At 35.7% G+C, this 23,909-nt stretch carries 25 protein-coding genes; 9 read left to right on the top strand and 16 right to left on the bottom strand.

All coding sequences use genetic code 11. From position 1 onward, the window contains the following. Positions 1-47 precede the first annotated feature (47 nt). The 9 genes from KYG33_RS20465 to KYG33_RS20425 form a co-directional block, all read right to left on the bottom strand. Positions 48-671, bottom strand: a complete 624-nt coding sequence (locus KYG33_RS20465) for a WbqC family protein (RefSeq protein ID WP_410493597.1) — start codon at positions 669-671, stop codon at positions 48-50. 59 nt (positions 672-730) lie between these two features. Further along, on the bottom strand, positions 731-2,377 hold the full coding sequence (lepB, locus tag KYG33_RS20460) for a signal peptidase I (RefSeq protein WP_077415700.1): 1,647 nt from the start codon (positions 2,375-2,377) through the stop codon (positions 731-733). 127 nt (positions 2,378-2,504) lie between these two features. Next, on the bottom strand, positions 2,505-3,206 hold the full coding sequence (gene dapB, locus KYG33_RS20455; protein ID WP_077415913.1) for a 4-hydroxy-tetrahydrodipicolinate reductase: 702 nt from the start codon (positions 3,204-3,206) through the stop codon (positions 2,505-2,507). Between the two features lie 61 nt (positions 3,207-3,267). Continuing rightward, positions 3,268-3,906, bottom strand: a complete 639-nt coding sequence (locus KYG33_RS20450; RefSeq protein ID WP_047380957.1) for a DUF5683 domain-containing protein — start codon at positions 3,904-3,906, stop codon at positions 3,268-3,270. Beyond that, positions 3,906-4,796 (bottom strand): ParB/RepB/Spo0J family partition protein, encoded by an 891-nt coding sequence (locus tag KYG33_RS20445; protein ID WP_047380955.1) that lies wholly within the window; start codon positions 4,794-4,796, stop codon positions 3,906-3,908. Before KYG33_RS20445 ends, KYG33_RS20450 begins: the two co-directional genes overlap by 1 nt. A gap of 69 nt (positions 4,797-4,865) precedes the next feature. After that, positions 4,866-5,639: a ParA family protein gene (locus KYG33_RS20440; RefSeq protein WP_047374161.1), complete on the bottom strand. Its 774-nt coding sequence runs from the start codon at positions 5,637-5,639 to the stop codon at positions 4,866-4,868. Between the two features lie 164 nt (positions 5,640-5,803). Continuing rightward, positions 5,804-6,649: an energy transducer TonB gene (locus tag KYG33_RS20435; protein WP_180565310.1), complete on the bottom strand. Its 846-nt coding sequence runs from the start codon at positions 6,647-6,649 to the stop codon at positions 5,804-5,806. A gap of 251 nt (positions 6,650-6,900) precedes the next feature. Then, positions 6,901-7,188: a hypothetical protein gene (locus KYG33_RS20430; RefSeq protein WP_180565309.1), complete on the bottom strand. Its 288-nt coding sequence runs from the start codon at positions 7,186-7,188 to the stop codon at positions 6,901-6,903. Positions 7,189-7,395: 207 nt separating this feature from the next. Beyond that, positions 7,396-8,682, bottom strand: a complete 1,287-nt coding sequence (locus KYG33_RS20425) for an adenylosuccinate synthase (RefSeq protein ID WP_077415708.1) — start codon at positions 8,680-8,682, stop codon at positions 7,396-7,398. A gap of 180 nt (positions 8,683-8,862) precedes the next feature. On the opposite strand from KYG33_RS20425, the gene KYG33_RS20420 reads away from it, so the two are divergent. Genes KYG33_RS20420 through KYG33_RS20410 form a run of 3 tightly spaced genes read left to right on the top strand, consistent with a single transcriptional unit; the run spans position 8,863 to position 10,996 of the window. Beyond that, the gene (locus KYG33_RS20420; protein WP_077415710.1) at positions 8,863-9,447 is read left to right on the top strand and encodes a hypothetical protein; all 585 of its coding nucleotides are present in this window, start codon (positions 8,863-8,865) and stop codon (positions 9,445-9,447) included. A 13-nt stretch (positions 9,448-9,460) separates the two neighbouring features. After that, complete coding sequence (locus tag KYG33_RS20415; protein ID WP_077415711.1) at positions 9,461-10,387, top strand: alpha/beta fold hydrolase; 927 nt, start codon at positions 9,461-9,463, stop codon at positions 10,385-10,387. Between the two features lie 51 nt (positions 10,388-10,438). Further along, positions 10,439-10,996 (top strand): AAA family ATPase, encoded by a 558-nt coding sequence (locus KYG33_RS20410; protein ID WP_219072325.1) that lies wholly within the window; start codon positions 10,439-10,441, stop codon positions 10,994-10,996. A 182-nt stretch (positions 10,997-11,178) separates the two neighbouring features. On the opposite strand, the gene KYG33_RS20405 is transcribed toward KYG33_RS20410, so the two are convergent. Beyond that, a complete protein-coding gene (locus tag KYG33_RS20405) occupies positions 11,179-12,768 on the bottom strand; it encodes an ABC-F family ATP-binding cassette domain-containing protein (protein ID WP_219072324.1) in 1,590 nt (529 codons plus the stop codon). A 398-nt stretch (positions 12,769-13,166) separates the two neighbouring features. On the opposite strand from KYG33_RS20405, the gene hpt reads away from it, so the two are divergent. The 6 genes from hpt (at position 13,167) to KYG33_RS20375 (ending at position 18,524) form a co-directional block, all read left to right on the top strand. After that, the gene (gene hpt / locus KYG33_RS20400; protein WP_077415717.1) at positions 13,167-13,721 is read left to right on the top strand and encodes a hypoxanthine phosphoribosyltransferase; all 555 of its coding nucleotides are present in this window, start codon (positions 13,167-13,169) and stop codon (positions 13,719-13,721) included. 127 nt (positions 13,722-13,848) lie between these two features. Then, positions 13,849-14,427 (top strand): adenylate kinase, encoded by a 579-nt coding sequence (locus KYG33_RS20395; RefSeq protein WP_077415719.1) that lies wholly within the window; start codon positions 13,849-13,851, stop codon positions 14,425-14,427. 63 nt (positions 14,428-14,490) lie between these two features. Further along, positions 14,491-15,474, top strand: coding sequence for a GTPase ObgE (gene obgE / locus KYG33_RS20390; RefSeq protein WP_077415721.1), 984 nt, complete (start codon positions 14,491-14,493; stop codon positions 15,472-15,474). 341 nt (positions 15,475-15,815) lie between these two features. Then, on the top strand, positions 15,816-16,304 hold the full coding sequence (locus KYG33_RS20385; RefSeq protein ID WP_180565304.1) for a DUF6438 domain-containing protein: 489 nt from the start codon (positions 15,816-15,818) through the stop codon (positions 16,302-16,304). 96 nt (positions 16,305-16,400) lie between these two features. Continuing rightward, the gene (locus KYG33_RS20380; protein ID WP_077415723.1) at positions 16,401-17,039 is read left to right on the top strand and encodes a porin family protein; all 639 of its coding nucleotides are present in this window, start codon (positions 16,401-16,403) and stop codon (positions 17,037-17,039) included. A gap of 177 nt (positions 17,040-17,216) precedes the next feature. Next, entirely contained in the window at positions 17,217-18,524 is a 1,308-nt protein-coding gene (locus KYG33_RS20375; RefSeq protein ID WP_077415725.1) for a DEAD/DEAH box helicase, read from the top strand. A 57-nt stretch (positions 18,525-18,581) separates the two neighbouring features. Here KYG33_RS20375 and KYG33_RS20370 read toward each other — a convergent pair whose 3' ends face one another. The 6 genes from KYG33_RS20370 to KYG33_RS20345 all read right to left on the bottom strand — a co-directional run bounded on the left by KYG33_RS20370 (position 18,582) and on the right by KYG33_RS20345 (position 23,767). Further along, entirely contained in the window at positions 18,582-19,346 is a 765-nt protein-coding gene (locus KYG33_RS20370) for a TatD family hydrolase (protein ID WP_077415727.1), read from the bottom strand. A 5-nt stretch (positions 19,347-19,351) separates the two neighbouring features. Then, entirely contained in the window at positions 19,352-19,873 is a 522-nt protein-coding gene (locus tag KYG33_RS20365; RefSeq protein ID WP_077415729.1) for a DUF4269 domain-containing protein, read from the bottom strand. Next, complete coding sequence (locus KYG33_RS20360; protein WP_077415731.1) at positions 19,874-20,824, bottom strand: GSCFA domain-containing protein; 951 nt, start codon at positions 20,822-20,824, stop codon at positions 19,874-19,876. A 75-nt stretch (positions 20,825-20,899) separates the two neighbouring features. Beyond that, positions 20,900-21,871, bottom strand: a complete 972-nt coding sequence (locus KYG33_RS20355) for a polyprenyl synthetase family protein (protein ID WP_077415733.1) — start codon at positions 21,869-21,871, stop codon at positions 20,900-20,902. A 101-nt stretch (positions 21,872-21,972) separates the two neighbouring features. Further along, a complete protein-coding gene (locus KYG33_RS20350) occupies positions 21,973-23,115 on the bottom strand; it encodes an inorganic phosphate transporter (protein ID WP_077415735.1) in 1,143 nt (380 codons plus the stop codon). 13 nt (positions 23,116-23,128) lie between these two features. Then, a complete protein-coding gene (locus tag KYG33_RS20345; protein ID WP_047374124.1) occupies positions 23,129-23,767 on the bottom strand; it encodes a DUF47 domain-containing protein in 639 nt (212 codons plus the stop codon). Between the last annotated feature and the right edge of the window lie 142 nt (positions 23,768-23,909).

The following is a 23,909-nucleotide window of genomic DNA, read 5'->3' as shown; positions in this document are numbered from 1 at the left end:
AACTTCATCTGCTGTATGCTGAAAATTCCATTAATAGCGATGGTATGCTAATATGCTTGTTTTATATTTTTTATATACATAAGCGATTCCGGACCTTTATTGCATAGAAGATCAAGAACCGACAAATCCTCCAAAAATCCGAATTTATCAGAAAACGTCTGGTAATATTCTTCCATCTGAAACTCTGAAGGAAGTTTTGCCGAAAACTTTTCTCTGAAATTAATACTCTCAGGATTTTTGATATATTCTTCATTCAAAGAGTGTGCCTTTTCTGTTTTAAGTATCTGTTGGATGACTTCTATCCCTTTAAGGTTAAAATCAAGAAGATACTTTTCCTGAAGCTCAAATATTTTTCTGAACTTATCTTCATAGTATTCAAAATAAGGGGAACTCTGATATGCTGTTTTGATTGATTTCCAATGCAGGGCTCTCCAATCTTCACGGTAAGAAATTTCAACATCTTTAAATTCTCTTTTTCCGTTATGATGGATAGGGATTATTAAAGACAGTTTTCCGTTGGCTCCATAGATGTTCGCTCTGTTTCTATAAGTCTGCTTGGGAAAGCTCTCAAACTGTTCCAGTGTAATTTCATTCTCAGGATTTAACAACACTGAAAACCATGAAATTGGGGGCAAATAAAATGCCGGCAATAATACATTCTTCATATTCATAATACAAAAATGAAGTATTTTTTCAAATACTTCATTCTATTTTAAGTTTAATTTTTCTATTAGTCGTCTTCAGTTTTTTTCTTTCTGAATAATTTTACGAAATATTCCCATCCGAAGAACAAGATCAGGATCATCGCTGCAATCCACCAGTAAGAGGTTTTATTGGCTTCTCCTGTATTGGTTGCTTTGAACATTCTTTCCCAACGGATTTTGAATGGCGCCTGATAAGTAGAACTGCTGTCTGCAAATGCACCCTGAAGACTCATCCATGTAAACATTGGCTTTCCTACAATATTTTCTTCAGGAACAAAACCAAAGAATCTTGCATCTAAAGAAGCATCTCTATTGTCCCCTACCATCATATAATAATCCTGCTGAATAGTATACTGGGTTGCTTCTCTTCCGTTGATAAAGATTTTCCCGTTCTTTTTCTCTAAACTGTTGTGCTCATATTCAGAAATGATCCACTGATAGGTTGGAAGTGTTTCCTGGTTGATAGCTACCACATCTCCTTTTTTAGGAATTCTAAGCGGGCCGTACCAATCCTGATTCCAAGGTTTGTTGATCGGGAAAATAGACTGAGTAGTATCAATCTTTGTTTTGGCTTCATCTCTGTAATATACTGCAGCTTCACCTTTTGCTGAAACCTCTTCCTTCATATCAAGAACATGAGGAAGTTCTTTAATTTCTTTAGCCGTCTTATCCGTTAACCCCTGAAAACCATAAATAAATCCTCCGTTATCCTGTTGAAACTCCTGAACCGGTAAAAATCCATAAGCTTTATATAAGGTTGGGATATCTAATTGAGCATCGGTTGTTACAATATATCTGTGCTGTACTTCCTGATCTCCTAAAACAACTTCCGGCTTTCCGTTAACGAAAAGTCTTCCGGCTCTCATTTCAAAAGTATCACCTGCTGTAGCAACACAACGTTTTACGTAAGGATCTTTTCTGTCGATCGCTGTATGTACAGAATCCTGAGGATAGTTGAAAACCACCACATCATTTTTCTGCGGCTTGTTGAATTGTAAAATTCTTGTGTAAGGAAGCTTTATTCCGTCTACGTAAGATTTTGGATCATCCTTCGGGTTACCTTTCTGTCCTGTATCCATAATGGTCCCCTGAAGGAAAGGTATTGCTACCGGACGCATCGGAAGTCTGTAACCATAGCTCCATTTGTTTACAAAAAGGAAGTCACCCACCAATAATGTTCTCTCCATAGATCCTGTAGGAATCCCAAAAGGCTGTGTTACAAAAACGTGGATAATGGTTGCAAAAACTACCGCGAAGGTAATAGAACCTACGAATGTATCTTTCTTTTTATCATTCTTTTCTTCGTCTGTAAGAAACAGATCGTTTGCATTTTCATCTTCTAACTCTACATCTTTAGAATAGTTGATCACCGCCATATAAATAAACGGCAGGATCACGGTAAGAATCTGATCTTTGAAAAGGGTTTTCCCGAACTTTTTCACCAGATAAAGGTGGAAAACAGACATCATGATTGGCCCTACAATCGGAAGATAAGACAGGATCGCCCACCATTTCGGATGTTTTGTTTCTTTCAGAATGATGAAATAGTTGTAGAAAGGGATAAAAGCAAATAAAGGGCTATAGCCCATTTTCTTGAACAGTTTCCAAGATGAAACACCCATCAATACGGATAGTATGAGGACATATACTGTATAAGTTAAAAAATAATTCATAAATTTTTTGTGCCTATTCTTATGATAAAAATGATGAGTAATAAATGATAAAAGCAGTCCGCTGTTTACAATTCACTATTCATCATTTTCTGTTTATTTGTCTGCAATTTACAGAATTTGTTACAAATTAAAGTCCCAAAACGTCTTTCATTGCGAAGTTTCCTTTTTTATCTTTGATCCATTCGGCAGCTACTACAGCTCCCAGCGCAAAACCGTTTCTGTTGAAAGCAGTGTGCTTGATCTCGATTTCGTCTACTTCACTTCTGTAATACACGCTATGAGTTCCCGGAACTTCATCTTCACGTACTGCAAAAATCCCTAATTGTTTACCTTCTGTTTCTTCCAGCTTCCAGGCATCAAATTTAGGATTGTTTTGGATGATTCCTTCTGCAATAGAAATAGCAGTTCCACTTGGAGCATCTTTTTTATGGATATGGTGAATCTCTTCCAACTGGCAAGAGTATTCATCTACATTTTTCATCAGATCTGCAAGCTTTTCGTTTAAAGCAAAAAATAAATTGACTCCTAAACTAAAGTTGGAACTATATAGGAATGCAGAGTCGTTTTCTACAGCCAGTTTTTCTATTTCTTCTTTTTGATCCAGCCAGCCTGTAGTTCCACAGATCACCGGAATTTTATTTTCAAGACAAGCTTTGATGTTTTCAAATGCCACTTCCGGCAATGAGAATTCAATCACAACATCCGGATTATTAAGATTCTCAGCAGTTGGGGTTTCCTTAAGACGGGCAACTACTTCATGACCTCGTTTCTGTGCGATCTCATCAATGATCTTACCCATTTTACCATAACCAACTAATGCTATTTTCATATAATCTTTTTTATTTTTAAATACTGCTTTCAACCGAAGTCTTTAGCAGATATGTTGTCTTCTAAAATCTATAACTTAAACTGAACCCTGTTTTGGGAGCACTGTACCCATACTGATCCTGAATAACAGATGGTTTAAAAACCAAATCCGGGTCATGACGGCTTTCGTAAAGGTGAGCATCTACTACGGCATCTACAATATTCAGAATATAAATAAGTCCTGTAATTGCAATAGCATAATCTCTTTGTCTCTTCGCTCTGTCCTGGGCGTTCCCCAATGCTCTTTTATCTAAAAACGGGTGGCTGTCCACAAACTCATTGGGTGTTCCATTAAGTTTCGCGATGTAGTATTCACGATATTTTTTATACTGGTTGTCATTCCATACAGCAATCCCCACTCCGGCTCCTACTGCTCCCCAAACAATGGGAATTTTCCAGTATTTTTTGTTATAAAACTGTCCCAATCCCGGTAAAACAGCAGAATATAATCCTGCTCTGGTGGGATTCAATTTTATAGTTTTTACTGTGGGACCATTGGCTTTTTCCAGATCTTCAATGATCTTTGCTTCTGTTTTACCTGGTTTTACCACACGGGGTTCCTCTTTCGGAGGAGTCTGCATCCGAACGGTATCAATAGGTTTTACTTGTGAATAGGCCAATGCAGCGATACACAAGAAAAATGTGAAAAATATTTTCTTCATTATTTAATATGGGATAAAATATATTCCAGCTCTTCTTCATTTTTGAAGTCCAGGACAATTTTACCTTTTTTACCATTTCCAGAAGATTTGATTTCCACTTTTACTTCCAAGATATCAGCGATTGTCTTCTGGGCTTTTTTATAGTTATTGGAAAGCTCCACTTTTGCTTTTTTTGCAGCGGGAGATTTTGGATTTTTCAATGCAGCAGCAGCCTGCTCTGCCTGACGAACGTTTAATTTTTCTTTGATAATAAGCTCGAACAAAACCTGCTGATCTTCTTCACTTTCAAGACTGATGATTGCTCTGCCGTGTCCTGCAGAAATTTCACCGCTTCTGATAGCATTCTGAATATCCGGATTTAGTCTTAACAGCCTGATAGAATTGGTAATGGTACTTCTGTCCTTTCCTATTCTCTGGCTCAGATTTTCCTGTGTAAGTCCTATTTCCTCTAAAAGCCTATGATAAGTCAATGCAATTTCGATGGCATCAAGATCTTCTCTCTGGATATTTTCAACAAGAGCCATCTCAAGAAGTTCCTGATCATTTACTAAACGGATATAGGCAGGAATAGTCGTTAACCCTGCAATTTTAGTTGCTCTGTAACGTCTTTCCCCGGAAATGATTTCAAACTTTTCACCATCTTTTCTCAGGGTAATCGGCTGGATTACACCTAGGTTTTCAATTGACTGTGCAAGCTCGTTTAATGCTTTTTCATCAAAATAAGTTCTCGGCTGCGTCGGGTTCGGATAGATATCTTCAAGCGAAACTTCTACAATATTTCCCACAAACTTATCTGCTCCTTCATCAGTAGCTGAATTGACAGTTGCTTTAGATTCTGCACTTAAAATAGCGCCCAAACCGCGTCCCATAGCTCTTTTTTTGTCCTTCATAGATATAATTGATAAATGATGTTTAACAAGTGATGACCAGCATACACTTATTGGCCATTTATTATTAATTTAATTCTTTATTAAGTTTTCGTTCCTTAAAAGAACTTCTTCAGCTAATTGAATATACTGAACAGCTCCTTTACTTTCTGCATCATAATTCAGGATACTTTCTCCAAAACTTGGTGCTTCACTCAATCTTACGTTTCTGCTGATAATGGTTTCAAAAACCATTTCCGGGAAGTGCAGATTTACTTCTTCCACTACCTGATTGGATAATCTCAATCGGCTGTCATACATCGTAAGAAGAAGACCTTCTATCCCAAGATCTTTATTATGGATCTTCTGAACGTTTTTAACGGTATTCAAAAGTTTCCCCAGTCCTTCTAATGCAAAATACTCACACTGGATCGGAATAATTACAGAATCTGCTGCAGTAAGAGCGTTTACTGTAATAAGACCTAAACTCGGTGCACAGTCGATGATGATATAGTCATAATCGTCTCTTACACTTGCCAGTGCTTTTCTCAGCATATACTCACGATCCTCCTTGTCTACCAATTCAATTTCCGCAGCTACCAAATCAATATGCGACGGAATAATATCCAGGTTCGGAGTCGCAGTTCTTTTGATGCAAACTCTTGTTTCTGCACTATGCTCCAAAAGATTATAAGTAGAATACTGAACATCTTCAACACCCAGACCGGATGTAGCATTCGCCTGAGGATCAGCATCAATGATTAATATTCTTTTTTCCAATACTCCTAATGCTGCCGCCAAGTTGACAGCGGTGGTAGTTTTACCAACGCCTCCTTTTTGATTAGCAATACCTATGATTTTTGCCATTATTAGAACTTTAAGTTTCAAAAATACACTTTTTTCTTTGCTCTCAGTGAGTGGGGAAAATCAAAATTGAGTTAAAATATTGTTAATAAGCAATTTAGCAATAAAAAAAATTATCCACAAAAAAAAATCTTTGTGGATAACTATTTGAAATGTGTTTTTCCTTATTAATTATCAAACTTCATTGAGATAGGAAATTTGAAATAACTTCTTACGAATTCTCCTTTTTTGTTTTTGGCTGGAATCCATTTTCCTTTGCTTGAGATATTTTTGATTGTTCTCATAGCTTCACTGTTAAAGTCGGCGTTGGTTCCATTAGCTTTTACCCCTGAGATGGTTCCGTCCATTTCTACAATAAAGGTAACTGTCGTTTTTACTACATCTTCTGATTCAAATCCTGAACCATCGAAGTTGTTCATTACTTTATTTCTGAAGGAGTCTATTCCTCCTGTGAAATTAGCTTCTACGCCAAGTTCTCCAGATTCTGCAATTTTATTTTTATCCACCGGATCAGAAATTACCGGTGGCAGAGTATTAATTACAGGGCCTGTTCCTACTGATACTGGAACATTCGGTGTATTAGGTGCTACAGGATCTCCTTTAAAGTTGTTTACAAAGCCCGCAACAGCGTCATCCGGTACAGGATCTTTTTTTACGTCATCTTTAGCTTCACTTGATGGTGTAGGCACTGTACTGTCAAACGTTTTCGTGTTTGGAGGTGCAACAGTTTTTACAATCTGGACAGGAGGATCTTTTTCAGGTGGTTCAACAATTTTAATTATTCTTCTTTCACCATTATCCTTAATTCTATCTATCATTACATCTGATTTCATTGCAGAAATCACAAACGGAGTAATAGATACTGCGGCCATTAAACTTGCTCCGATAAAAAGCGCTTTGGTTAATATTCGATCTGATTCGTTTCTTAATGCATAGGCACCATATTCTTTATTGCGGTGCTCAAAGAGAACTTCGTTAAAACGAAATTCCTGGTTTTGATTATGTTGTTTCATCACTACTACTTTTTAAACTGTTAAAAATTTTGATTATTAGTTTGGTTAGCTCTTATCGATAAGCAATGTTGTAATATCAAAACATTTGCCAAAATTTTAGCAAAACAACATAATATTAGAAAATTTTATGATAATGTTTGAATTTTAACATTTTTAAATAGAAAGTTGCACAGAAAAACAGCTCTATTTCTCATAAAAGTAAATAAGAACAACAAGCCACAAATACCATAGCCTTAGCGTAGTAGAAAAGATTATATAAGCAGGATAAGAAGAGTTAGCGGTATTAATAATCCCAAAGCATTAATAATAATGAGAATAACAGAACTGATCTTTGTTTTTGAATAACTTTTAGCAGCAAAATAGATTGCTCCTATGCTAAAAATCAAACTGCAGACAATAAACAGAATCAGTAAGAAATCTGAACTTATACTGAATGGTAAGCCTAAGTAAACAATAATCAAAACAGCATATGTAATGGTAAGATATAAACTGATCACAATATTATCCAGAAAACGCTGGGGTATTTTATTTTCTTCCATTAGATTAAAATTAATATTAAATATAAGAGGATTTCAATAAATGAAGATCTTAAAATCAAATATTCTCTTTTAAGCTGCACCCATGTCAAGGTTTAGAACCTTGACATGGGGTGACTAATTCAGGTAAAAAACGAAATTCATTAATTTTTAAACAAAAAAAAGAGACCATCCAATGATAGTCTCTCTGTTATTTTATAGTCTAAGAAATTAGAATAATTCTTTTCTGATGATGTTCTGACTTCTTTCAGGACCTACAGAAACTAAGTATACATTGATTCCTAAGTATTTCTCAATAAACTCGATGTATTTCTGAGCAGTGTCAGGAAGTTCATCATAGCTTCTTGCTTTTGTAATATCTTCGCTCCAACCTGGTAAATCCTGATAGATTGGCTCGTAATTGTATAGCTTTTCTGTTGAAGAAGTGAAATAATCAATAATTTTCCCGTCTTCAGTTTTATAATGTGTTACTACTTTCAGGTTTTCAATTCCTGTAAGAACGTCAAGCTTAGTGATCACAAGATTGTTGATTCCGTTGATCATACAAGCGTGCTTTAAAGAAACAAGGTCTAACCAACCTGTTCTTCTCGGTCTACCTGTAGTAGCTCCGAATTCACCACCGATCTGTCTGATTTTCTCACCCAGTTCGTTATCTAATTCAGAAGGGAAAGGACCGTTTCCAACTCTTGTACAGTATGCTTTTGCCACACCGATTAAGTTCTGAAGCGAAGTTGGCGGAACACCAGCTCCTGTACAAACTCCTCCTGTAGACGGAGAAGATGAAGTTACATATGGATAAGTACCGAAGTCGATATCCAACATCAACGCCTGTGCTCCTTCGAATAATACGTTTTTACCGTCTCTGATCGCTTCGTTCAGCTCTAATTCAGTATCAACGATTCTGTCCTGAAGCTGTTTTCCGATTGCTAAATATTCGTTGTAGATTTCTTCAACGTCTAATGTTGGTTTTCCGTAATATTTTTCAAAAAGAGAATTCTTAACTTTTAAGTTTTTCTCAATTTTATCTCTTAAAATTTCTGGATTTAAAAGATCTACCATTCTGATCCCGATTCTTGCAATTTTATCTTCATAACAAGGTCCGATTCCTTTTTTGGTAGTTCCAATCTGAGTTCCTCCGTGTTCCTCTTCACGGTAAGTATCCAAAAGGATGTGGTAAGGCATGATCACATGCGCTCTTCTGCTGATAAAGATGTGATCTGTTCTCAAGCCTTTGCTCTCGATCTGACCAACTTCTCTAATAAAAGACTTAGGGTTTACCACTACTCCGTTCGCAATGATACATTTCCCTTTGCATTGAAGAACTCCTGAAGGAAGAAGGTGCAAAACGAATTTTTCTTCACCCACATAAACCGTGTGACCTGCGTTATCTCCACCCTGGAAACGTACTACATAGTCCGATTTTGCTGATAAAACATCCGTGATTTTTCCTTTGCCTTCATCTCCGTACTGAAGACCTACAACTACATAAGTTGACATATTTTACTTTTGTTTTTAGATTCGTGCAAAATTACTTTTAAAAAAAATGACGACCAAATTATAGAGGATATTTATTTTGAGTTGGGATGAAAATCATGAGGTTGAATATTACTTTATATATATAATTTTACTTTCACAAGTATATAAAATGGGTTATATTTACTTTAGAAATTATACAAAATGAAATTAAGAATTCTGATTTTACTTTTAATAGTACCTCTGCTTTATGTAAATGCTCAAAATAAAGTAAATGATTATCTAAATATATCGGGTCCTATCAAATTGAATCAAAAAGAATATAATCTTGTTTGGAGCTCGCATCCCAATGAAAATTACTACAAGCAAGAATATTTAAGCTCAAATGAAAATATCAATAAATATGGTAGCATGATTTTAATCGACTTTATAAAAGGGGATTTCAATCTTAAAGATATTGTTGATCAAAAAGTAGGTGAACTTCAGGAGATGAAAAAAAACAACCCTGTTGTCAATTATCAGATTTTTGAAAATAATGGAGAGTATATTTTAGATTTTCTTATCAGTGAAAATTCAAAGGATGGCAAGGAGATATTAATTGCAGAAAGAAATATTTACCGCTATAAACTTGTTAATAAGGGTAAAAATAAAGGTATTCTTCTTTTTGCAATGAGTGAAAGAGGATACCCGGAAAATATGGATTCTTTCTTTAATAATTTAAAAGCCAATACTTCAAAATTAATTGAAATTGTTGGAAATTATAAACTTCCAGAAATTGAAATAAAATAATATTCCAATTGCTATGACCTCATCCCAACACTCAACCTATTTATCATCGATTACAGACAGTAAGTCTCAGCTTTTCCACACTCTATTCTCTCCGGAAACAGCAAAAGCCACCCTTCTCATTGTTCACGGCATGCAGGAACACAGTGGAAGGTATGCGGAAATTGCAGAATATTTTGCCAGTCATGGCATTGCTGTACTGACCTATGATCATTTGGGACACGGAAAATCTGTCAAAGAGAAAAAAGACATTGGTTTCTTTCAGCTTGAAAAACCGGATGAAAGACTTGTTGCAGATGCAGAAATGATGGCAGATTATCTCGCAGAGCAATATCCGGATGTTCCGCATTTTATTTTGGGGCATTCTATGGGATCTTTTATTACACGATGTCTTCTTCAAAAAGCAAGCACTAAATTTGCAGGAGCTATTATTACAGGAACCGGCGGGCCTTTACCGGGAATAGATGTATTGAGAGTTTATTTATCATTAACCAATGCCATCGCCCCTCGTCATCGTACTTTTTTGAATTCTGTTTTTACGAGCGTTAATAACAAACATTTTAAAAAGGATAAAGATTTCAGTGATACCAGCTGGCTGAGCGTAAATCCTAACAACAGAAAAGCTTTTGAGCAGGATGAACTTTGTGGAATTCCGTTTACCCATAACGCTTTTTATACTTTATTTACTGTTTATAAAAAAGCTACGGCGAGAAACTGGGCTGCCACTATTTCTCAGTCATTTCCTTTTCTGTTTGTAAGCGGACAGAATGATCCAATAGGTGATTTTGGAAAAGGCGTAATGTATACAGTCAACAATTTAAAAACAGACGGTTTTCAGAATGTGGAAGTAAAGATCTATCCGGAAATGCGTCATGAGATTTTAAATGAATCCATAAGAGAAGAAGTCCTGAATGAGATCTATAACTGGATTTTAAAATCATAAAGACTCTCGCAGATCATTCAATTTCAGCAGCTTTAATAAACTTAAAAAGTCATGAGAATACATATTTTCGGAGCTTCAGGTTCCGGGGTTACCACTTTAGGAAAAGCATTATCTGAGGAACTCAATCTTGAATACTTTGACAGTGATGATTTTTTCTGGCTTACCACATCAAATCCCTTTACAGAAAGACAAAACCCGGAAATAAGAAACGCAGCTGTTTCAGATAAACTCCACTCCACAGACAGCTGGATTTTTGGAGGTTCAATCATTCATTGGGGTGAAAATGTATTTCCGGCATTTGACCTGATTATTTTCCTCTATCTTCCTCCTGAAGTACGACTGGACAGACTGCGAAAAAGAGAGTATGAAAGATATGGCGAAGAAATTATTACCCATCCGGAAAGAGCAGAAAAATTCCAGGAGTTTATGGATTGGGCTAAAGATTATGATCACAATACAGGTGTTGCCAACAGAACACTAAAAGCCCATCTGGAATGGCTGTCTGAGATGAATACTCCTTTGATTGAGCTTTCAGGTGATTATGACCTGCCTCAAAAGATGGATATTATTCTGAATAAAATAAAACAGGGAAATTTACAGGCTGGATAGAGATTGCTTCGCTTTGCCCGCAATAACAAAGGTTATGTTACTTAAAATTTATAAAAAAACCTGGAAATAAATTTCCAGATTTTCTTACATGTTTTGGACAAAGCCAATGAAACTGTTTTGATAATGAAGACGAGCTAAAACCCTCCCCTATTGAATATATTCCACATTATACAAATAATCACTTAGCCAAGCATCAATTCCCGATCAATCCCAATCTCTTCCAGAAAAACTTCATCATGCGAGATAACTAACAGCGTTCCATGATAATCTTTAATGGAATGGGTGAGAATTTCCACATTCTGAAGATCCAGGTTATTCGTGGGTTCATCAAGAATGATCATATCCGGAGCTTTATTGCTGATGGAAAGTCCGCATAGAAGCAAGCGCAAACGCTCCCCTCCACTCAGCATTCCACATTTTTTGTCCCAGGTATCTTTACCGAATAAAAATCTGGACAGTAATGTTTTCACCTCAAATTCCTGCAGTGCATGATCATTAAAGGTCTGGACAAAATCATAAAGAGTAGAATCATTATCAATCAGCGAATATTCCTGATCAATATAGATGCTGTTAAACTCCGCTCTGTCTATTATTCCTTCGGAAGGTTCAGTATTTCCCAACAGAAGTTTTATCAGACTTGTTTTTCCTGAGCCATTCGAACCTTTGATAGAAATTCTTTCCCCGCTTCGGATCTCAAGGTTGACATTTTCTTTCCATAGATTTCCATTTCCATAATTGAAATTAATATCTTCAGCCGTAATTAAAATCTTCCCTGAATGCAGATTGGAATCATTAAAGTTCACTTTCATCTGTTCAGAATTCTTTAAGGAGGAACGCAGGTCTCTCAAACCATCTGAAATCCCGCTGATTTTCTCTGCGTGCACACTTTTCAGCTTTGAACTATTTTTTTCAGCATTATTCCGAAGCGTGTTCATCATAATTCGTGCAACACCGGATTTTTCCTGCTTTTGCTTTCCTTTTGCATCCAGTTTCTGTTTCCGTTCCAGTGTTTCCCTTTCTTTCTCTTTCGCCTTTTTCAAGGCCCGTTCTTTTGCATGGATATCATTATATAAAGCTTCTTCCTCTACTTCTTTTTGCTCTGCATAGAAATCATAGTTTCCTCCATACGTGGCAATTCCCTGATTGCTTAATTCAAAGATGGTATCAACAAGATTAAGCAAAGTCCGGTCGTGGCTTACAATAACTACTGTTGCATCTGTTTTATCAATAAGATCATACAGGATCTTCCTTCCATCAAGATCCAAATGGTTAGTAGGTTCATCCAATATGATGATATCAGGCTGACTGATCTGAATGCCGGCAAGAAAGACCTTGGTTTTCTGACCGCCGCTCAGGCCTTCCAGTTTTTGAGACAGTTCAAAATTGTCAAGTCCCCAATGTTCCAATGCCTGCTGACAACGCTCTTCAATATCCCAATCGTCATTGAGAATTTCAAAATAAATTTCATCAACCTCTCCATTGGTAATTTTTTGGAGCGCATTCAGTTTCTGATCTATTTTAAGACATTCAGCAATAGTAAGATGATTAAAGTTCCCAAACATCTGAGGAATATAAAAAACAGAACCTGAAGTAGTAATATTTCCGCTTAAAGGCTGTATTTCACCCGCGATCATTTTCAGCAGGGTTGATTTTCCCATGCCATTACTTCCCACCAATGCAGATTTGGTGTGAGAAGGTATCGTTAAATGGGTATAATTAAATAGAAGATCTCCTCCCGGAAACCCAAAGGATATATTTTGTAGTAAAATCATGATTTCTTTCTTAAAAAATGGTTGAACACCAGTAACATCTTCGTTACTGTTTTATTGAATCTGAAAGAAATGATATCCTACATGTCCGTATTTTGGGTTTTGAAGGAACAAAGATACTCATTTTCCGCAATATTCATTTTTTCATAAATTATCAGGATATTTATCATCTCTTTTTTCTTCCACACTTAAACACCGGTTATTTATTCTCTTCCAAAGAATTCATTTTTCTAAGGCTATAGCTTCCTATGTTGTTCAATGACTTATACTTATTCTGATTTAAACAGGCTTCATCATAATCCCTCACTTTGTCATCCCGAAACCATCAAACTGTCAAACTAATAAAAACAGGAAAGTATTTTAATCAAAAATCCGTAACTTTGCCTCCTACTAAAAATTTTATGGAAAGCATTAAAGTTCACGACAAAACTTTCGTTCCTTATTTAAAGGATGCCGAAATTCAGGAAATTGTAAAAGAGACAGCGTTAAGAATTTATGAAGATTACAAAGATGAAGTGCCTGTTTTCATTGGCGTTTTAAATGGGGTGGTGATGTTCTTCTCAGATCTTTTAAAATATTACCCGGGGGAATGTGAAATTGCCTTCATTCAAATGAGTTCTTATGTAGGAACTGAATCTACAGGGATTGTTTATCAGAAAATGGAACTTACCAAAGATGTAAGAGACCGTCACATTATTATCGTAGAAGATATCGTAGATACAGGAAACACTGTTGAGAGTCTTTTCAAATATTTTAAGGAAACACAACGTCCTAAATCTGTAAAGCTGGCTAGTTTCTTACTGAAACCTGAGATTTACAAGAAAGATTTCAAGCTGGATTATATCGGAATGGAAATTCCAAACAAATTTGTACTTGGATACGGACTTGATTATGATGAATTGGGAAGAAACCTACCTAATTTATATCAATTGGAAGACGGACAAATCAACCATTAATTATTGTCATTAGCTACTGGCTATTGGCTGTTAGCTTTAAAACTTAATCGAAATAAAAGTAAAATATTAACTTAAAAAAGCTAAAAGCCAACAGTGTATTACTAGTGGCTGGAAGCGTATCAACATTATGATAAACATTGTTCTGTTCGGCCCTCCAGGAAGTGGAAAAGGAACACAAGCTCAGAATCTAATCGAGAAATTCAATTTAAAACAGGTTTCAACAGGTGATCTTTTCAGATACAATATGAAAAATGACACTGAACTTGGAAAACTGGCTAAGTCATACATCGATAAGGGAGAATTGGTTCCGGATCAGGTAACAACAGATATGCTGATCGATGAGATCAAAAAACCTACTGATACCAATGGTTTTATTTTTGACGGATATCCAAGAACAACTGCACAGACAGAAGCTTTGGAAACCATCGTTAAGGAAGTACTGAATGACAATATTGACATCTGTCTTTCATTGGTAGTAGAGGATAAAATTTTGGTTGAAAGACTTCTGAAAAGAGGTGAAACCAGTGGAAGATCAGACGACAGCAATGTAGAGATCATCGAAAACAGAATTAAAGAATATTATACTAAAACAGCAGAAGTTGCCGAGCTTTATAAGCAGCAGGGTAAATATGTAGAGGTAAACGGTGTTGGAGAAATTGATGAAATTTCCCAAAAACTTTTCGCTGAAGTAGAGAAAATTAAATAATCGGGATACGGGTGCGGGATAGAAAATTTCGTCCCGTAGCCTGCAACTCGCAACACAAACTATATGTCTAACTTTGTAGATTACGTAAAGATCCATTGTAAAAGCGGACACGGAGGTGCTGGCTCTGCCCACCTTCGCCGTGAAAAGTATATCCCTAAAGGTGGTCCTGACGGTGGCGACGGAGGTCGTGGCGGACACGTCATCATGAGAGGAAATGCTAATGAATGGACTTTGCTTCCACTTCGATACACCCGTCACATAAAAGCAGAACGAGGTGAAAACGGAGCGAAAAACCAGCTTACAGGAGCTGACGGTTCTGATATTTATATTGATGTTCCCATTGGGACTATCGCTAAAAATGAAGAAGGTGAAATTATCGGAGAAATCCTTGATGACAAGCAGGAAATAATTTTGATGCTGGGTGGAAAAGGAGGAAGAGGAAATGAATTTTTCAAATCTTCTACTAATCAGACTCCAAGATTTGCTCAGCCCGGAATGGATGGCGAAGAAGGCTATGTTGTCTTCGAGCTTAAAATTTTGGCCGATGTAGGACTTGTTGGATTTCCAAACGCTGGAAAATCTACACTTTTAGCATCTGTTTCTGCAGCAAAACCAAAAATTGCCAATTACGCCTTCACTACTCTGACTCCTAACCTTGGAATTGTAGATTACAGAAATTACAAATCTTTTGTAATGGCTGATATTCCGGGAATTATTGAAGGAGCAGCAGAAGGAAAAGGCTTAGGACACAGATTCCTGAGACATATTGAAAGAAACTCTATCTTGTTATTTTTAATTCCTTCTGATTCTGAAGATCACTACCAGGAATTTAAAATTCTGGAGAATGAATTAAAAGAATACAATCCTGAACTTTTAGATAAAGACTTTATTATTTCTGTATCAAAATCTGACCTTTTGGATGATGAACTGAAAAAAGAAATTGCAGCAGAGTTTCCTGAAAACAAGCAGCCTTTGTTCTTCTCAGGAGTTACCGGAGAAGGCCTTATGGAACTTAAAGACGCCATCTGGAAACAATTGCACGGATAGAAAAAACATTGATTCACCAGTTTTATTTTAGAATGGAACTGCAACATACAAAACAGCCTTAGAAAAATCTGAGGCTGTTTTTTAATAAAATTAATTCTATTTCTTTTAGACAATATTTTAAACCATTAAGAAGGATTTAAAAAATAAAGTATAGTTAAGTAAATCATTCTGATTTTTAAGCGTAAAGCGAAGCTTATCTTCATATTCTTAACATCTTAATACAATCTTAATGGTTAAAATAAAAGGTTAAGCAGGTTTTCCATATATATTTAACATAAAAACAAAGGAAAATTTTGTCTTTTGGAACAATTATTGGGAGAATCTCCGAAATTGAAAAAACTATGAAATATTTACTGGGCCTTTGCGCATTTGTATTTTTATTTTCGTGTACTTCTCAGAAAGTAAATTCCAAATATTCTGCTATTGAATATGAGGCAACTCCCTGTTTTGGATTCTGTCCTGTTTTTAAAATGACTATCAGTCCGGACAGAACAGCAGTTTTTGAAGCAGAACATTTTAATTTTAATGATAAACCTTCAAAAGATGAATTTTCCAAGCCTCGCGAAGGAACTTTTAAAGGAACAATCAAGGAAGAGGATTACAATAAACTAATCAGTTTGCTGGATGGGCTCAATGCAAAAAACTTAAACGACAAATATGGTGAGCGAAACATTACCGATCTTCCAACCTCTTATTTAAGAATCAAATTCGCTGACGGTACTTCAAAAAATATTGAAGACTATGGAAAACACGGAAGTGAAAAGCTTTCAGAAGTCTATCAATTTTTTGAAAACTTAAGAAAAAACCAGGAATGGACTAAAGTGAAATAGTTTCACTAAAAAAATATTTAAATTATCTTTGTAACAGTAATTCCTTCATTTGGAGGAATTATTTTTTTGTAAAATTAATAACCATTTAAAATAAACATGAAGAAAAACATTTTTTTCCTTGCAGTATTTGCTTTCTCAGCACTATTTAATGCACAAGAAAATACAAAAGACCAGACATCTATGAGCTTTGGTGTAAAAGGAGGATATTCCTTATCCAATATGAAATTTTTTGGAACTGGGCTGGATTCAAAATCCTATTTCTATGCAGGTATCGTAGCAGAACAACCTTTATCTTCTAAATTTGGTTTGCAGGCTGAATTACTGTATACTCAATTGGGTGGTAAAGATGCTTATCCCTGGTATCAGTTGGTTGGCAGTGAAGTGGTAAGCATGGGTAATATGAACTTTGATTACAAATTCAATCAGATACAGGTTCCTATTTCATTAAAATACTATATTGTTCCACAACTTTCTGCATCTGCAGGAATCAACTTAGGGTTTAACATATCATCCAAAGTAAAAATGGATAATCTTTTTGATGAGGCAGAAACCCACAATTATGAATCTTTAAAAACCTTGAATTTATTTCCTTTCCTGGGTGCAGAATATAAGATTAATGAGAAGTTTTTTGTTGATGCCAGATATAATTTCAATTTTATAGAAATGAATAAAAGCAATGCAGTTCCTATTAAAATTGGATTTCTGCAGGCTGGTGTAGGATATAGATTTAAATAAATTTCAGACATTTAATAGAAAAAAAGGCGGCTCATATTTGGGTGGCCATTTCTTTTTTCCAATAGTCAATAAGTCTAAAAAAGTGGAATAAGATACTTAAAAATATTTAGACTACCTTTGTAGAATGTAATTCTTTCAGACTGAAGGAATTTTTATTTAAATTTTAAAATAATTCATTTGAATTTTACAGACTTAAACTTAATAGAACCTATTGCAAAAGCAATTCAGGAACAGGGATACACGACTCCTACTCCTATCCAGGAAAGATCGATCCCTGATATATTAGACGGTAGAGACTTTTTAGGCTGCGCGCAGACAGGAACTGGTAAAACAGCTGCTTTTTCTATTCCTATTCTACAGAATTTATCCAAAAATAAAATTCCCAATAAACATATAAAAGCATTAATCCTTACACCAACCAGAGAACTGGCCATTCAGATTGAGGAAAACATTAACGCTTATGGTAAATATCTTCCATTAAAACAACTTGTTATTTTTGGAGGGGTAAAACAAGGAAACCAGGAAGCTGCTTTGAGAAAAGGAATTGATATTCTGGTAGCAACACCAGGAAGACTTCTTGACTTTATTGCTCAAGGCATCATCAGCTTAAAAAACCTTGAAATCTTTGTTCTTGATGAAGCAGACAGAATGCTGGATATGGGATTTGTACATGATGTAAAAAGAATCATCAAACTTTTACCTCAGAGAAGACAGACTTTGTTCTTTTCTGCAACAATGCCGGCTGAAATCCAGAAACTGGCTAATTCTATCCTGAATAATCCGGTAAAAGTAGAAGTAACTCCGGTTTCTTCTACAGCAGATACCATTAAACAATCTGTATATTTTGTAGAAAAAGATAACAAACTGAATTTGCTTTCTCACATTCTTCAAAATGATATTTCAGATTCTGTATTGGTATTTGCAAGAACAAAACACGGTGCAGATAAGATTTCGAGAAAACTTCAGAAAGACGATATTTCTGCTGAAGCCATTCATGGTAATAAATCTCAGAATGCGAGACAAAATGCTTTGAATAACTTTAAATCCGGAAAAACAAGAGTTCTTGTTGCCACGGATATTGCAGCAAGAGGAATTGATATTGATGAATTGAAATTCGTGATCAATTTTGAACTTTCCGATGTTTCCGAAACCTATGTACACAGAATCGGAAGAACAGGTAGAGCCGGAGCTGAAGGTAATTCTATATCTTTTGTAGACGGACTTGATCTTTTGAATTTAAAGAATACTGAAAAATTGATTGGGAAGAAAATTCCTGTGATCAAAGACCATCCGTTCCATACTGATGATTTGATTGCCCAGAAAAGGGATTCTAACAACAAACCTTTTCATGCAGGTGGTGAGAAACCTAAAACAACAGGAAACAGTAATAATTCAAGGCCAAATAATAACCGTAAGAAGCCTTCTACAGGAGCTTCAGTAGGTTTCAAAAAGCCTAAAAACAAGAATTTTACCAGAAAGAAATAAAAATAAAACCCTTTTCAAAATTGAAGAGGGTTTTGTTTATCTTAAAGTTGAGAACCTTTATGACTGAAAAAGATTCTTTGCATTTTCTGTAGTGATGCGATCTATCTCAGAGAAATCTTTCCCATAGATATCCACCAGTTTACCGGCTACCAGATCAAGGTAGGAGCTTTCATTTCTTTTTCCTCTGTGGGGAACCGGCGCCAGATAAGGAGAGTCTGTTTCCAGAACAATCTTATCCAGTGGAATTTCATTCAGAAACTGGTCTATTTTCCCGTTTTTGAACGTTACTACTCCACCAATTCCTAAAATGAAATTAAGGTCAACAGCGTGCTGTGCCTGTTCCAGATTTCCTGAAAAGCAATGGAAAATTCCTCTCAGCTTCGGGTGTTTTTTTCTTTCCAGCACTTCAAATGTCTCATCAAAGCTTTCTCTTGTATGAATCACAATCGGAAGATCCTTTTCTATGGCCCAGTCAATCTGCTGTTCAAAAGCTTTCACCTGAATATCCAAAGTTGTTTTATCCCAATACAGATCAATCCCGATTTCCCCAATTGCAGGAAAATGTCTCTGATCGAGATAATTTTTTACAATTTCAAGTTCTTTTTCCCACGATTCCGGTTTTACATAACAAGGGTGTAACCCCATCATTGAGAAAATTTGTCCCGGATATTCTGTTTCCAGCTGCAACATCTTCCCATGAGATTCAGAATCGATAGCAGGAAGATAGAATTCTGTAATTCCTTTATCTAAAGCCCTTTGAATAGCTTCTTTTCTGTCTTCATCAAATTCTTCTGCGTATAGATGTGTATGTGTATCAATCATTTTATTTAAAATTTCAATAGATCTTCATAAGGATTTTCAAGCCCCAGCAACATTCCGAAAGCCGGCTCTGTTTTTATTCCCTGCTTTTTAAGTTCTATTATTTTTTGTTTAAATTCTTCTCCTTTTTCCTTTAATATTTTATATTCAGCCACCATATGGAGATAAGCATTTTGCTTTTTTGTTGGCTTATTCTGTCCAAAAATTTCGATGGGAAACCCTTCCAGTACAAAATTCAATGTAATGCATTTTTCGCCGTTTACAATGGGATGCTCCACGTCCACATCGTAAGGAATAAACCTGCTAGTCATTAAATCATTCAGAAAGTCTTCTTCAAATCTTAAATCAATCTCAAAAATAAGATCCAGATCACTTCCTTCTATATCAATTTCAATAGGAACAGTTCCTGCTAAAATGGGTGAATAATTCTTTAATTTTTCAAAAATCTGATATTTTTCAAGAACTTCATAAGCCCTTTTCTGTCTCTCATTCCCACTTTTCAGATAGTCAATTCCAGTAAAATCAAGCATTTAAAAAATTTTATGTTTTACCTTTTTACGCTGAATTTCAATTTTTTGATCTAATTTCTCTCTGAATTCTATAAACTTAGGGTCTTTCTTATCACTGGTTTTATGTTCCAGTGCCTTAATAATCTTAAAGTTTTCTTTAATAAAATTCTGGGTATCAACTGAAAAATAGGCATTTCCAAATTTTTCAAAAATATAATTAACCGCCTGTGTGCTTGGATGAATCATATCTTCTTTATAAAAACGGTAATCCCGGAGGTCATCCATTAAAATCTCATAGACCGGCAGATAATGACAGTCTTCAAAGAGAGAAATAGACTCGTGGATGGCTGTAATTAATTTGGATTTACTTAGCTGGTTTTCTACCATTCCATCTTTAATATGTCTTACTGGGGAAACGGTAAACAGGATCTGTATTCCCTCTTTGCAAATATCTTTAAGGTCAAGAATCGTCTGGTAAATAGAACTTGTCAGTTCCTGATGGGAAAGCAGTCTTTTCTCAAAAAACTTTTGTGGAATTTTGTGACAGTTGGCCACCAGTTTGTTCTTGGGAAGAAACTCATAGATAAATGAGGATCCGTAGGTAATAATAATCCAGTCAGCTTCCTGAAGAAAGGAATTTCCTGCTTCAATAGCTCCATTAATTTTATCTAAGGTCTGATGAATATACCGGGTATCAAAACTGGTGTGATGATCCAGAGAAATATATTCTTCATTATAGGTAATCAGTTCCTCTTCTTCATAAAACGCAGAATCATGTAATCTGTTGATAGCATTATTGATTGAAAAAGGATTAAATATCGTCCCAAAAGGATTGTTAAGGGTCTGAAGTTGCCCATCATGAAGTAAATCAGTCATTTCAGAGGCAAAGCATGAGCCTATTGAAAATATTTTATCTTCAATCTCAATCTTCTTATCTGAGGCAGGAATATCAACTTCTGTTCTGAATTTCATTGTATAGGGATTAGGTTGCAGGAAATAGATCGCAGGTAAATGCTGCTACCTGCTACCTACTATCCACTACCTCTATTAACTTTCTCTTCTCAACAAATAATTTGCCAGTTCGATAAAAGGTTTTTTCTTTTCTTCAGGAACATCTATTTTCTGAAGATAGCTTTGTCCGATTTCATTATGTTTTTCGATCAGACGTAACGCTTTTTCATCTACTTTTGTTCTTCTGAATATCTTTTCTACGCCATAGACTTTATCAACATTTTCCGTCTTTTTAGAGTACCAGTAATCCAGCTCTTTTCTTTCTTCATCGGTAGCATGTTCTCTTGCCAACAAATACAGAACGGTTTTCTTGTTTTCGTAAATATCTCCGGCATGTTTTTTCCCAAACTGTGCCTGATCACCGAATACATCAAGATAATCATCCATAATCTGGAATGCAATTCCGATATGTTTTCCGAAATTGAAAATAGCTTTGGCATCTTTAAAATCTGCTCTTGCAATCAAAGCGCCAATCTCAAATGAAGAAGCACTCAAAACTCCTGTTTTATAAGTAATCATTCTGATGTAGTCATCAAAAGTAACGTCTTTCTGAGTTTCAAAGTTGATATCATACTGCTGCCCTTCACAAAGCAGAAGCCCGGTATGGGTAAATATTCTGATACATGCTTTAAAGATTTCAGGCTCCAGATCCTCAAAAAACTTATAGGCTTTAAGCATCAATCCGTCTCCGGAAAGGATTCCCACATTAAGACCGTGTAAAGTATGAATGGTAGGCTTATTTCTTCTTAAAGGAGCTTCATCCATAATATCATCATGGATCAGCGTGAAATTATGGAAAAACTCGATAGCCAAAGCGGGCTTAATTGCCTGCGTAAGATCTCCGCCGAACATCTCACAAGCCATCAGCACCATAATAGGACGAAGACGCTTTCCACCATGGGAAATAATATAATTCATCGGGTCATACAGCTCCGAAGGTTTATCTTTAAAAGTATATTTAGTGATGGCGTCCGCAACAATCTGCTGGTATCTGTCTAAAAATTCCATAAAATCTTTTAATTTGAACAAAAATACGATTTTTCGGGGCTTTATAAAACAAAAAACTTTGCCCAAACGGACAAAGTTTATATAATTATATGATTTGTTTTTTAGAAAAGGAAGGTTACCACAAGATAGGTAATTGCTGCCACTATTGCAGAGATTGGAATGGTAAGTACCCAAGCCCAAAGAAGACTTACTGTAATTCCCCATCTTACTGCTGAAATTCTTTTCGTTAATCCTACCCCGATGATAGAACCTGTGATCGTATGTGTAGTAGATACAGGAATACCAAAGTGATCTGTAATGAACAGGGTAATAGCCCCTGCAGTTTCTGCACTTACACCTTCTAATGAAGTTACTTTCGTAATCTTGGTACCCATTGTTTTGATGATCTTCCAACCACCACTCATTGTCCCTAAGGCAATTGCAATAAATGATACTAAAGGAACCCAAATATAATGTTGAGCAAAATAATCAAAACGTTCGGCAGAAGGAATATTCAAATATTGAGCATCCTGAAGCATGTTAACATGATAATAAATTACCGCTGCCCCAATGATTCCCATTACTTTCTGAGCATCATTCAAGCCGTGTCCTAAACTGAACAATGCTGACGATGCCAACTGTAATCTTTTGAAAGATTTGTCTGCTTTGTGCGGGTTTGATTTTTTATAAAGGTGTACAATAATCAATGTAATAATGATGGAGATAATCATCCCTATGATCGGTGCCATGAAAATGAACAGGAAGATAGGAATCACTTTGTCAAACTTCACCACACCCTGATGGGTTACCTGAACGAAAGCCTCCTTAGTGGTCTCCCATATCCCAAGCTCCGGCTGTGCTGCAGCCACGGCATGATAATCCATCATGAAAGCATGCATAAGAGCTGCCCCCAAGAAACCTCCGATCAGCGTATGTGATGATGATGAAGGGATTCCGAACCACCATGTAAGAAGGTTCCAGGCAATAGCCGCTATAAGACCGGAAAATATAACCTCAAGAGTAATAAAATTCTCATTAACTGTTTTGGCAATTGTATTACCAATTTTGAATTCTCCAATAATATAAGCAGCAATAAAGAACGCTGCAAAGTTCCAAAGTGCTGCCCAAAGTACAGCCTGGAATGGAGTTAAAACTTTTGTAGAAACAATAGTTGCAATTGAGTTGGCTGCATCATGAAAACCATTGATATAATCGAAGATCAGGGCCAACACAACAATAACTACAAGTAAAATCGGAAATTCCATTTTTTGCTATGTATTAGGCGTATTTAATCATGATGTTCTCAATTGTATTGGCAACATCTTCTGCTTTATCCGTTACAATTTCAAGGTAGTTCAATACAGATGAAACTTTAATAATGTTGATCGCATCATTGGTTTCAAATAAGTCTACCATTGAATTGGAAAGCAAATCGTCAGCAATATTCTCAATAGAGTTCACCTTAATACAAGCTTCTTTCACCTGTTCCATATTTTTGAACCCTTTAAGGTTTTTCATTGCATTCTGAATTTCAAGACATGCTTTATGGATCAATAAAGAGAAGTCTGAATAAGCCTTCATCTCAGGTGATTTGTAAAGGAAAATATATTTTGTGGAAGCGTAGATATAATCAGCGATATCATCCAGTCCTGTTGCCAATGTGTGGATATCCTCACGGTCAAAAGGTGTAATGAAGTTTTTCCCTAATTCTACGAAAATTTCGTGAGTAAGTTCATCATTCTTGTGTTCGAAGTCACTCATTTTCTTCAGCATAGAATCATCATTAAGATCGAAATCCTTGATTCCTGTGTTGAAATCTTCTGACATTGCAACTAGATTTTCAGTTACTTTTTCGAAAAGTACAAAGAAGATTTTATCTTTTGGTTGAAAAGCGTGGAAAATATTACCAATTCCCATTTTTTAGTATTTATAATTCGAGTGCAAATTTCCTAAAAAAGGATTGTACGTGAAACTATATGACATTAAGTTTTGTTAACATTCGCTTAACTCCTGATTATCAAATAAAAAAACCGGCATTAACGCCGGTTTTATATAGTAA

The organism is Chryseobacterium sp. D764 (assembly GCF_019317325.1).
Lineage (GTDB): Bacteria > Bacteroidota > Bacteroidia > Flavobacteriales > Weeksellaceae > Chryseobacterium.
Note: the sequence above shows the minus strand (reverse complement) of the source record. Positions and strands in the feature narration are given on the sequence as shown.

Excerpts from the sequence above, each read along its gene's own strand:
- KYG33_RS20465 (WP_410493597.1), bottom strand. The coding sequence starts at position 671 with ATGAATATGAAGAATGTATTATTGCCGGCATTTTATTTGCCCCCAATT.
- lepB (WP_077415700.1), bottom strand. The coding sequence starts at position 2,377 with ATGAATTATTTTTTAACTTATACAGTATATGTCCTCATACTATCCGTA.
- dapB (WP_077415913.1), bottom strand. The coding sequence starts at position 3,206 with ATGAAAATAGCATTAGTTGGTTATGGTAAAATGGGTAAGATCATTGAT.
- KYG33_RS20450 (WP_047380957.1), bottom strand. The coding sequence starts at position 3,906 with ATGAAGAAAATATTTTTCACATTTTTCTTGTGTATCGCTGCATTGGCC.
- KYG33_RS20445 (WP_047380955.1), bottom strand. The coding sequence starts at position 4,796 with ATGAAGGACAAAAAAAGAGCTATGGGACGCGGTTTGGGCGCTATTTTA.
- KYG33_RS20440 (WP_047374161.1), bottom strand. The coding sequence starts at position 5,639 with ATGGCAAAAATCATAGGTATTGCTAATCAAAAAGGAGGCGTTGGTAAA.
- KYG33_RS20435 (WP_180565310.1), bottom strand. The coding sequence starts at position 6,649 with ATGAAACAACATAATCAAAACCAGGAATTTCGTTTTAACGAAGTTCTC.
- KYG33_RS20430 (WP_180565309.1), bottom strand. The coding sequence starts at position 7,188 with ATGGAAGAAAATAAAATACCCCAGCGTTTTCTGGATAATATTGTGATC.
- KYG33_RS20425 (WP_077415708.1), bottom strand. The coding sequence starts at position 8,682 with ATGTCAACTTATGTAGTTGTAGGTCTTCAGTACGGAGATGAAGGCAAA.
- KYG33_RS20420 (WP_077415710.1), top strand. The coding sequence starts at position 8,863 with ATGAAATTAAGAATTCTGATTTTACTTTTAATAGTACCTCTGCTTTAT.
- KYG33_RS20415 (WP_077415711.1), top strand. The coding sequence starts at position 9,461 with ATGACCTCATCCCAACACTCAACCTATTTATCATCGATTACAGACAGT.
- KYG33_RS20410 (WP_219072325.1), top strand. The coding sequence starts at position 10,439 with ATGAGAATACATATTTTCGGAGCTTCAGGTTCCGGGGTTACCACTTTA.
- KYG33_RS20405 (WP_219072324.1), bottom strand. The coding sequence starts at position 12,768 with ATGATTTTACTACAAAATATATCCTTTGGGTTTCCGGGAGGAGATCTT.
- hpt (WP_077415717.1), top strand. The coding sequence starts at position 13,167 with ATGGAAAGCATTAAAGTTCACGACAAAACTTTCGTTCCTTATTTAAAG.
- KYG33_RS20395 (WP_077415719.1), top strand. The coding sequence starts at position 13,849 with ATGATAAACATTGTTCTGTTCGGCCCTCCAGGAAGTGGAAAAGGAACA.
- obgE (WP_077415721.1), top strand. The coding sequence starts at position 14,491 with ATGTCTAACTTTGTAGATTACGTAAAGATCCATTGTAAAAGCGGACAC.
- KYG33_RS20385 (WP_180565304.1), top strand. The coding sequence starts at position 15,816 with ATGAAATATTTACTGGGCCTTTGCGCATTTGTATTTTTATTTTCGTGT.
- KYG33_RS20380 (WP_077415723.1), top strand. The coding sequence starts at position 16,401 with ATGAAGAAAAACATTTTTTTCCTTGCAGTATTTGCTTTCTCAGCACTA.
- KYG33_RS20370 (WP_077415727.1), bottom strand. The coding sequence starts at position 19,346 with ATGATTGATACACATACACATCTATACGCAGAAGAATTTGATGAAGAC.
- KYG33_RS20365 (WP_077415729.1), bottom strand. The coding sequence starts at position 19,873 with ATGCTTGATTTTACTGGAATTGACTATCTGAAAAGTGGGAATGAGAGA.
- KYG33_RS20360 (WP_077415731.1), bottom strand. The coding sequence starts at position 20,824 with ATGAAATTCAGAACAGAAGTTGATATTCCTGCCTCAGATAAGAAGATT.
- KYG33_RS20355 (WP_077415733.1), bottom strand. The coding sequence starts at position 21,871 with ATGGAATTTTTAGACAGATACCAGCAGATTGTTGCGGACGCCATCACT.
- KYG33_RS20350 (WP_077415735.1), bottom strand. The coding sequence starts at position 23,115 with ATGGAATTTCCGATTTTACTTGTAGTTATTGTTGTGTTGGCCCTGATC.
- KYG33_RS20345 (WP_047374124.1), bottom strand. The coding sequence starts at position 23,767 with ATGGGAATTGGTAATATTTTCCACGCTTTTCAACCAAAAGATAAAATC.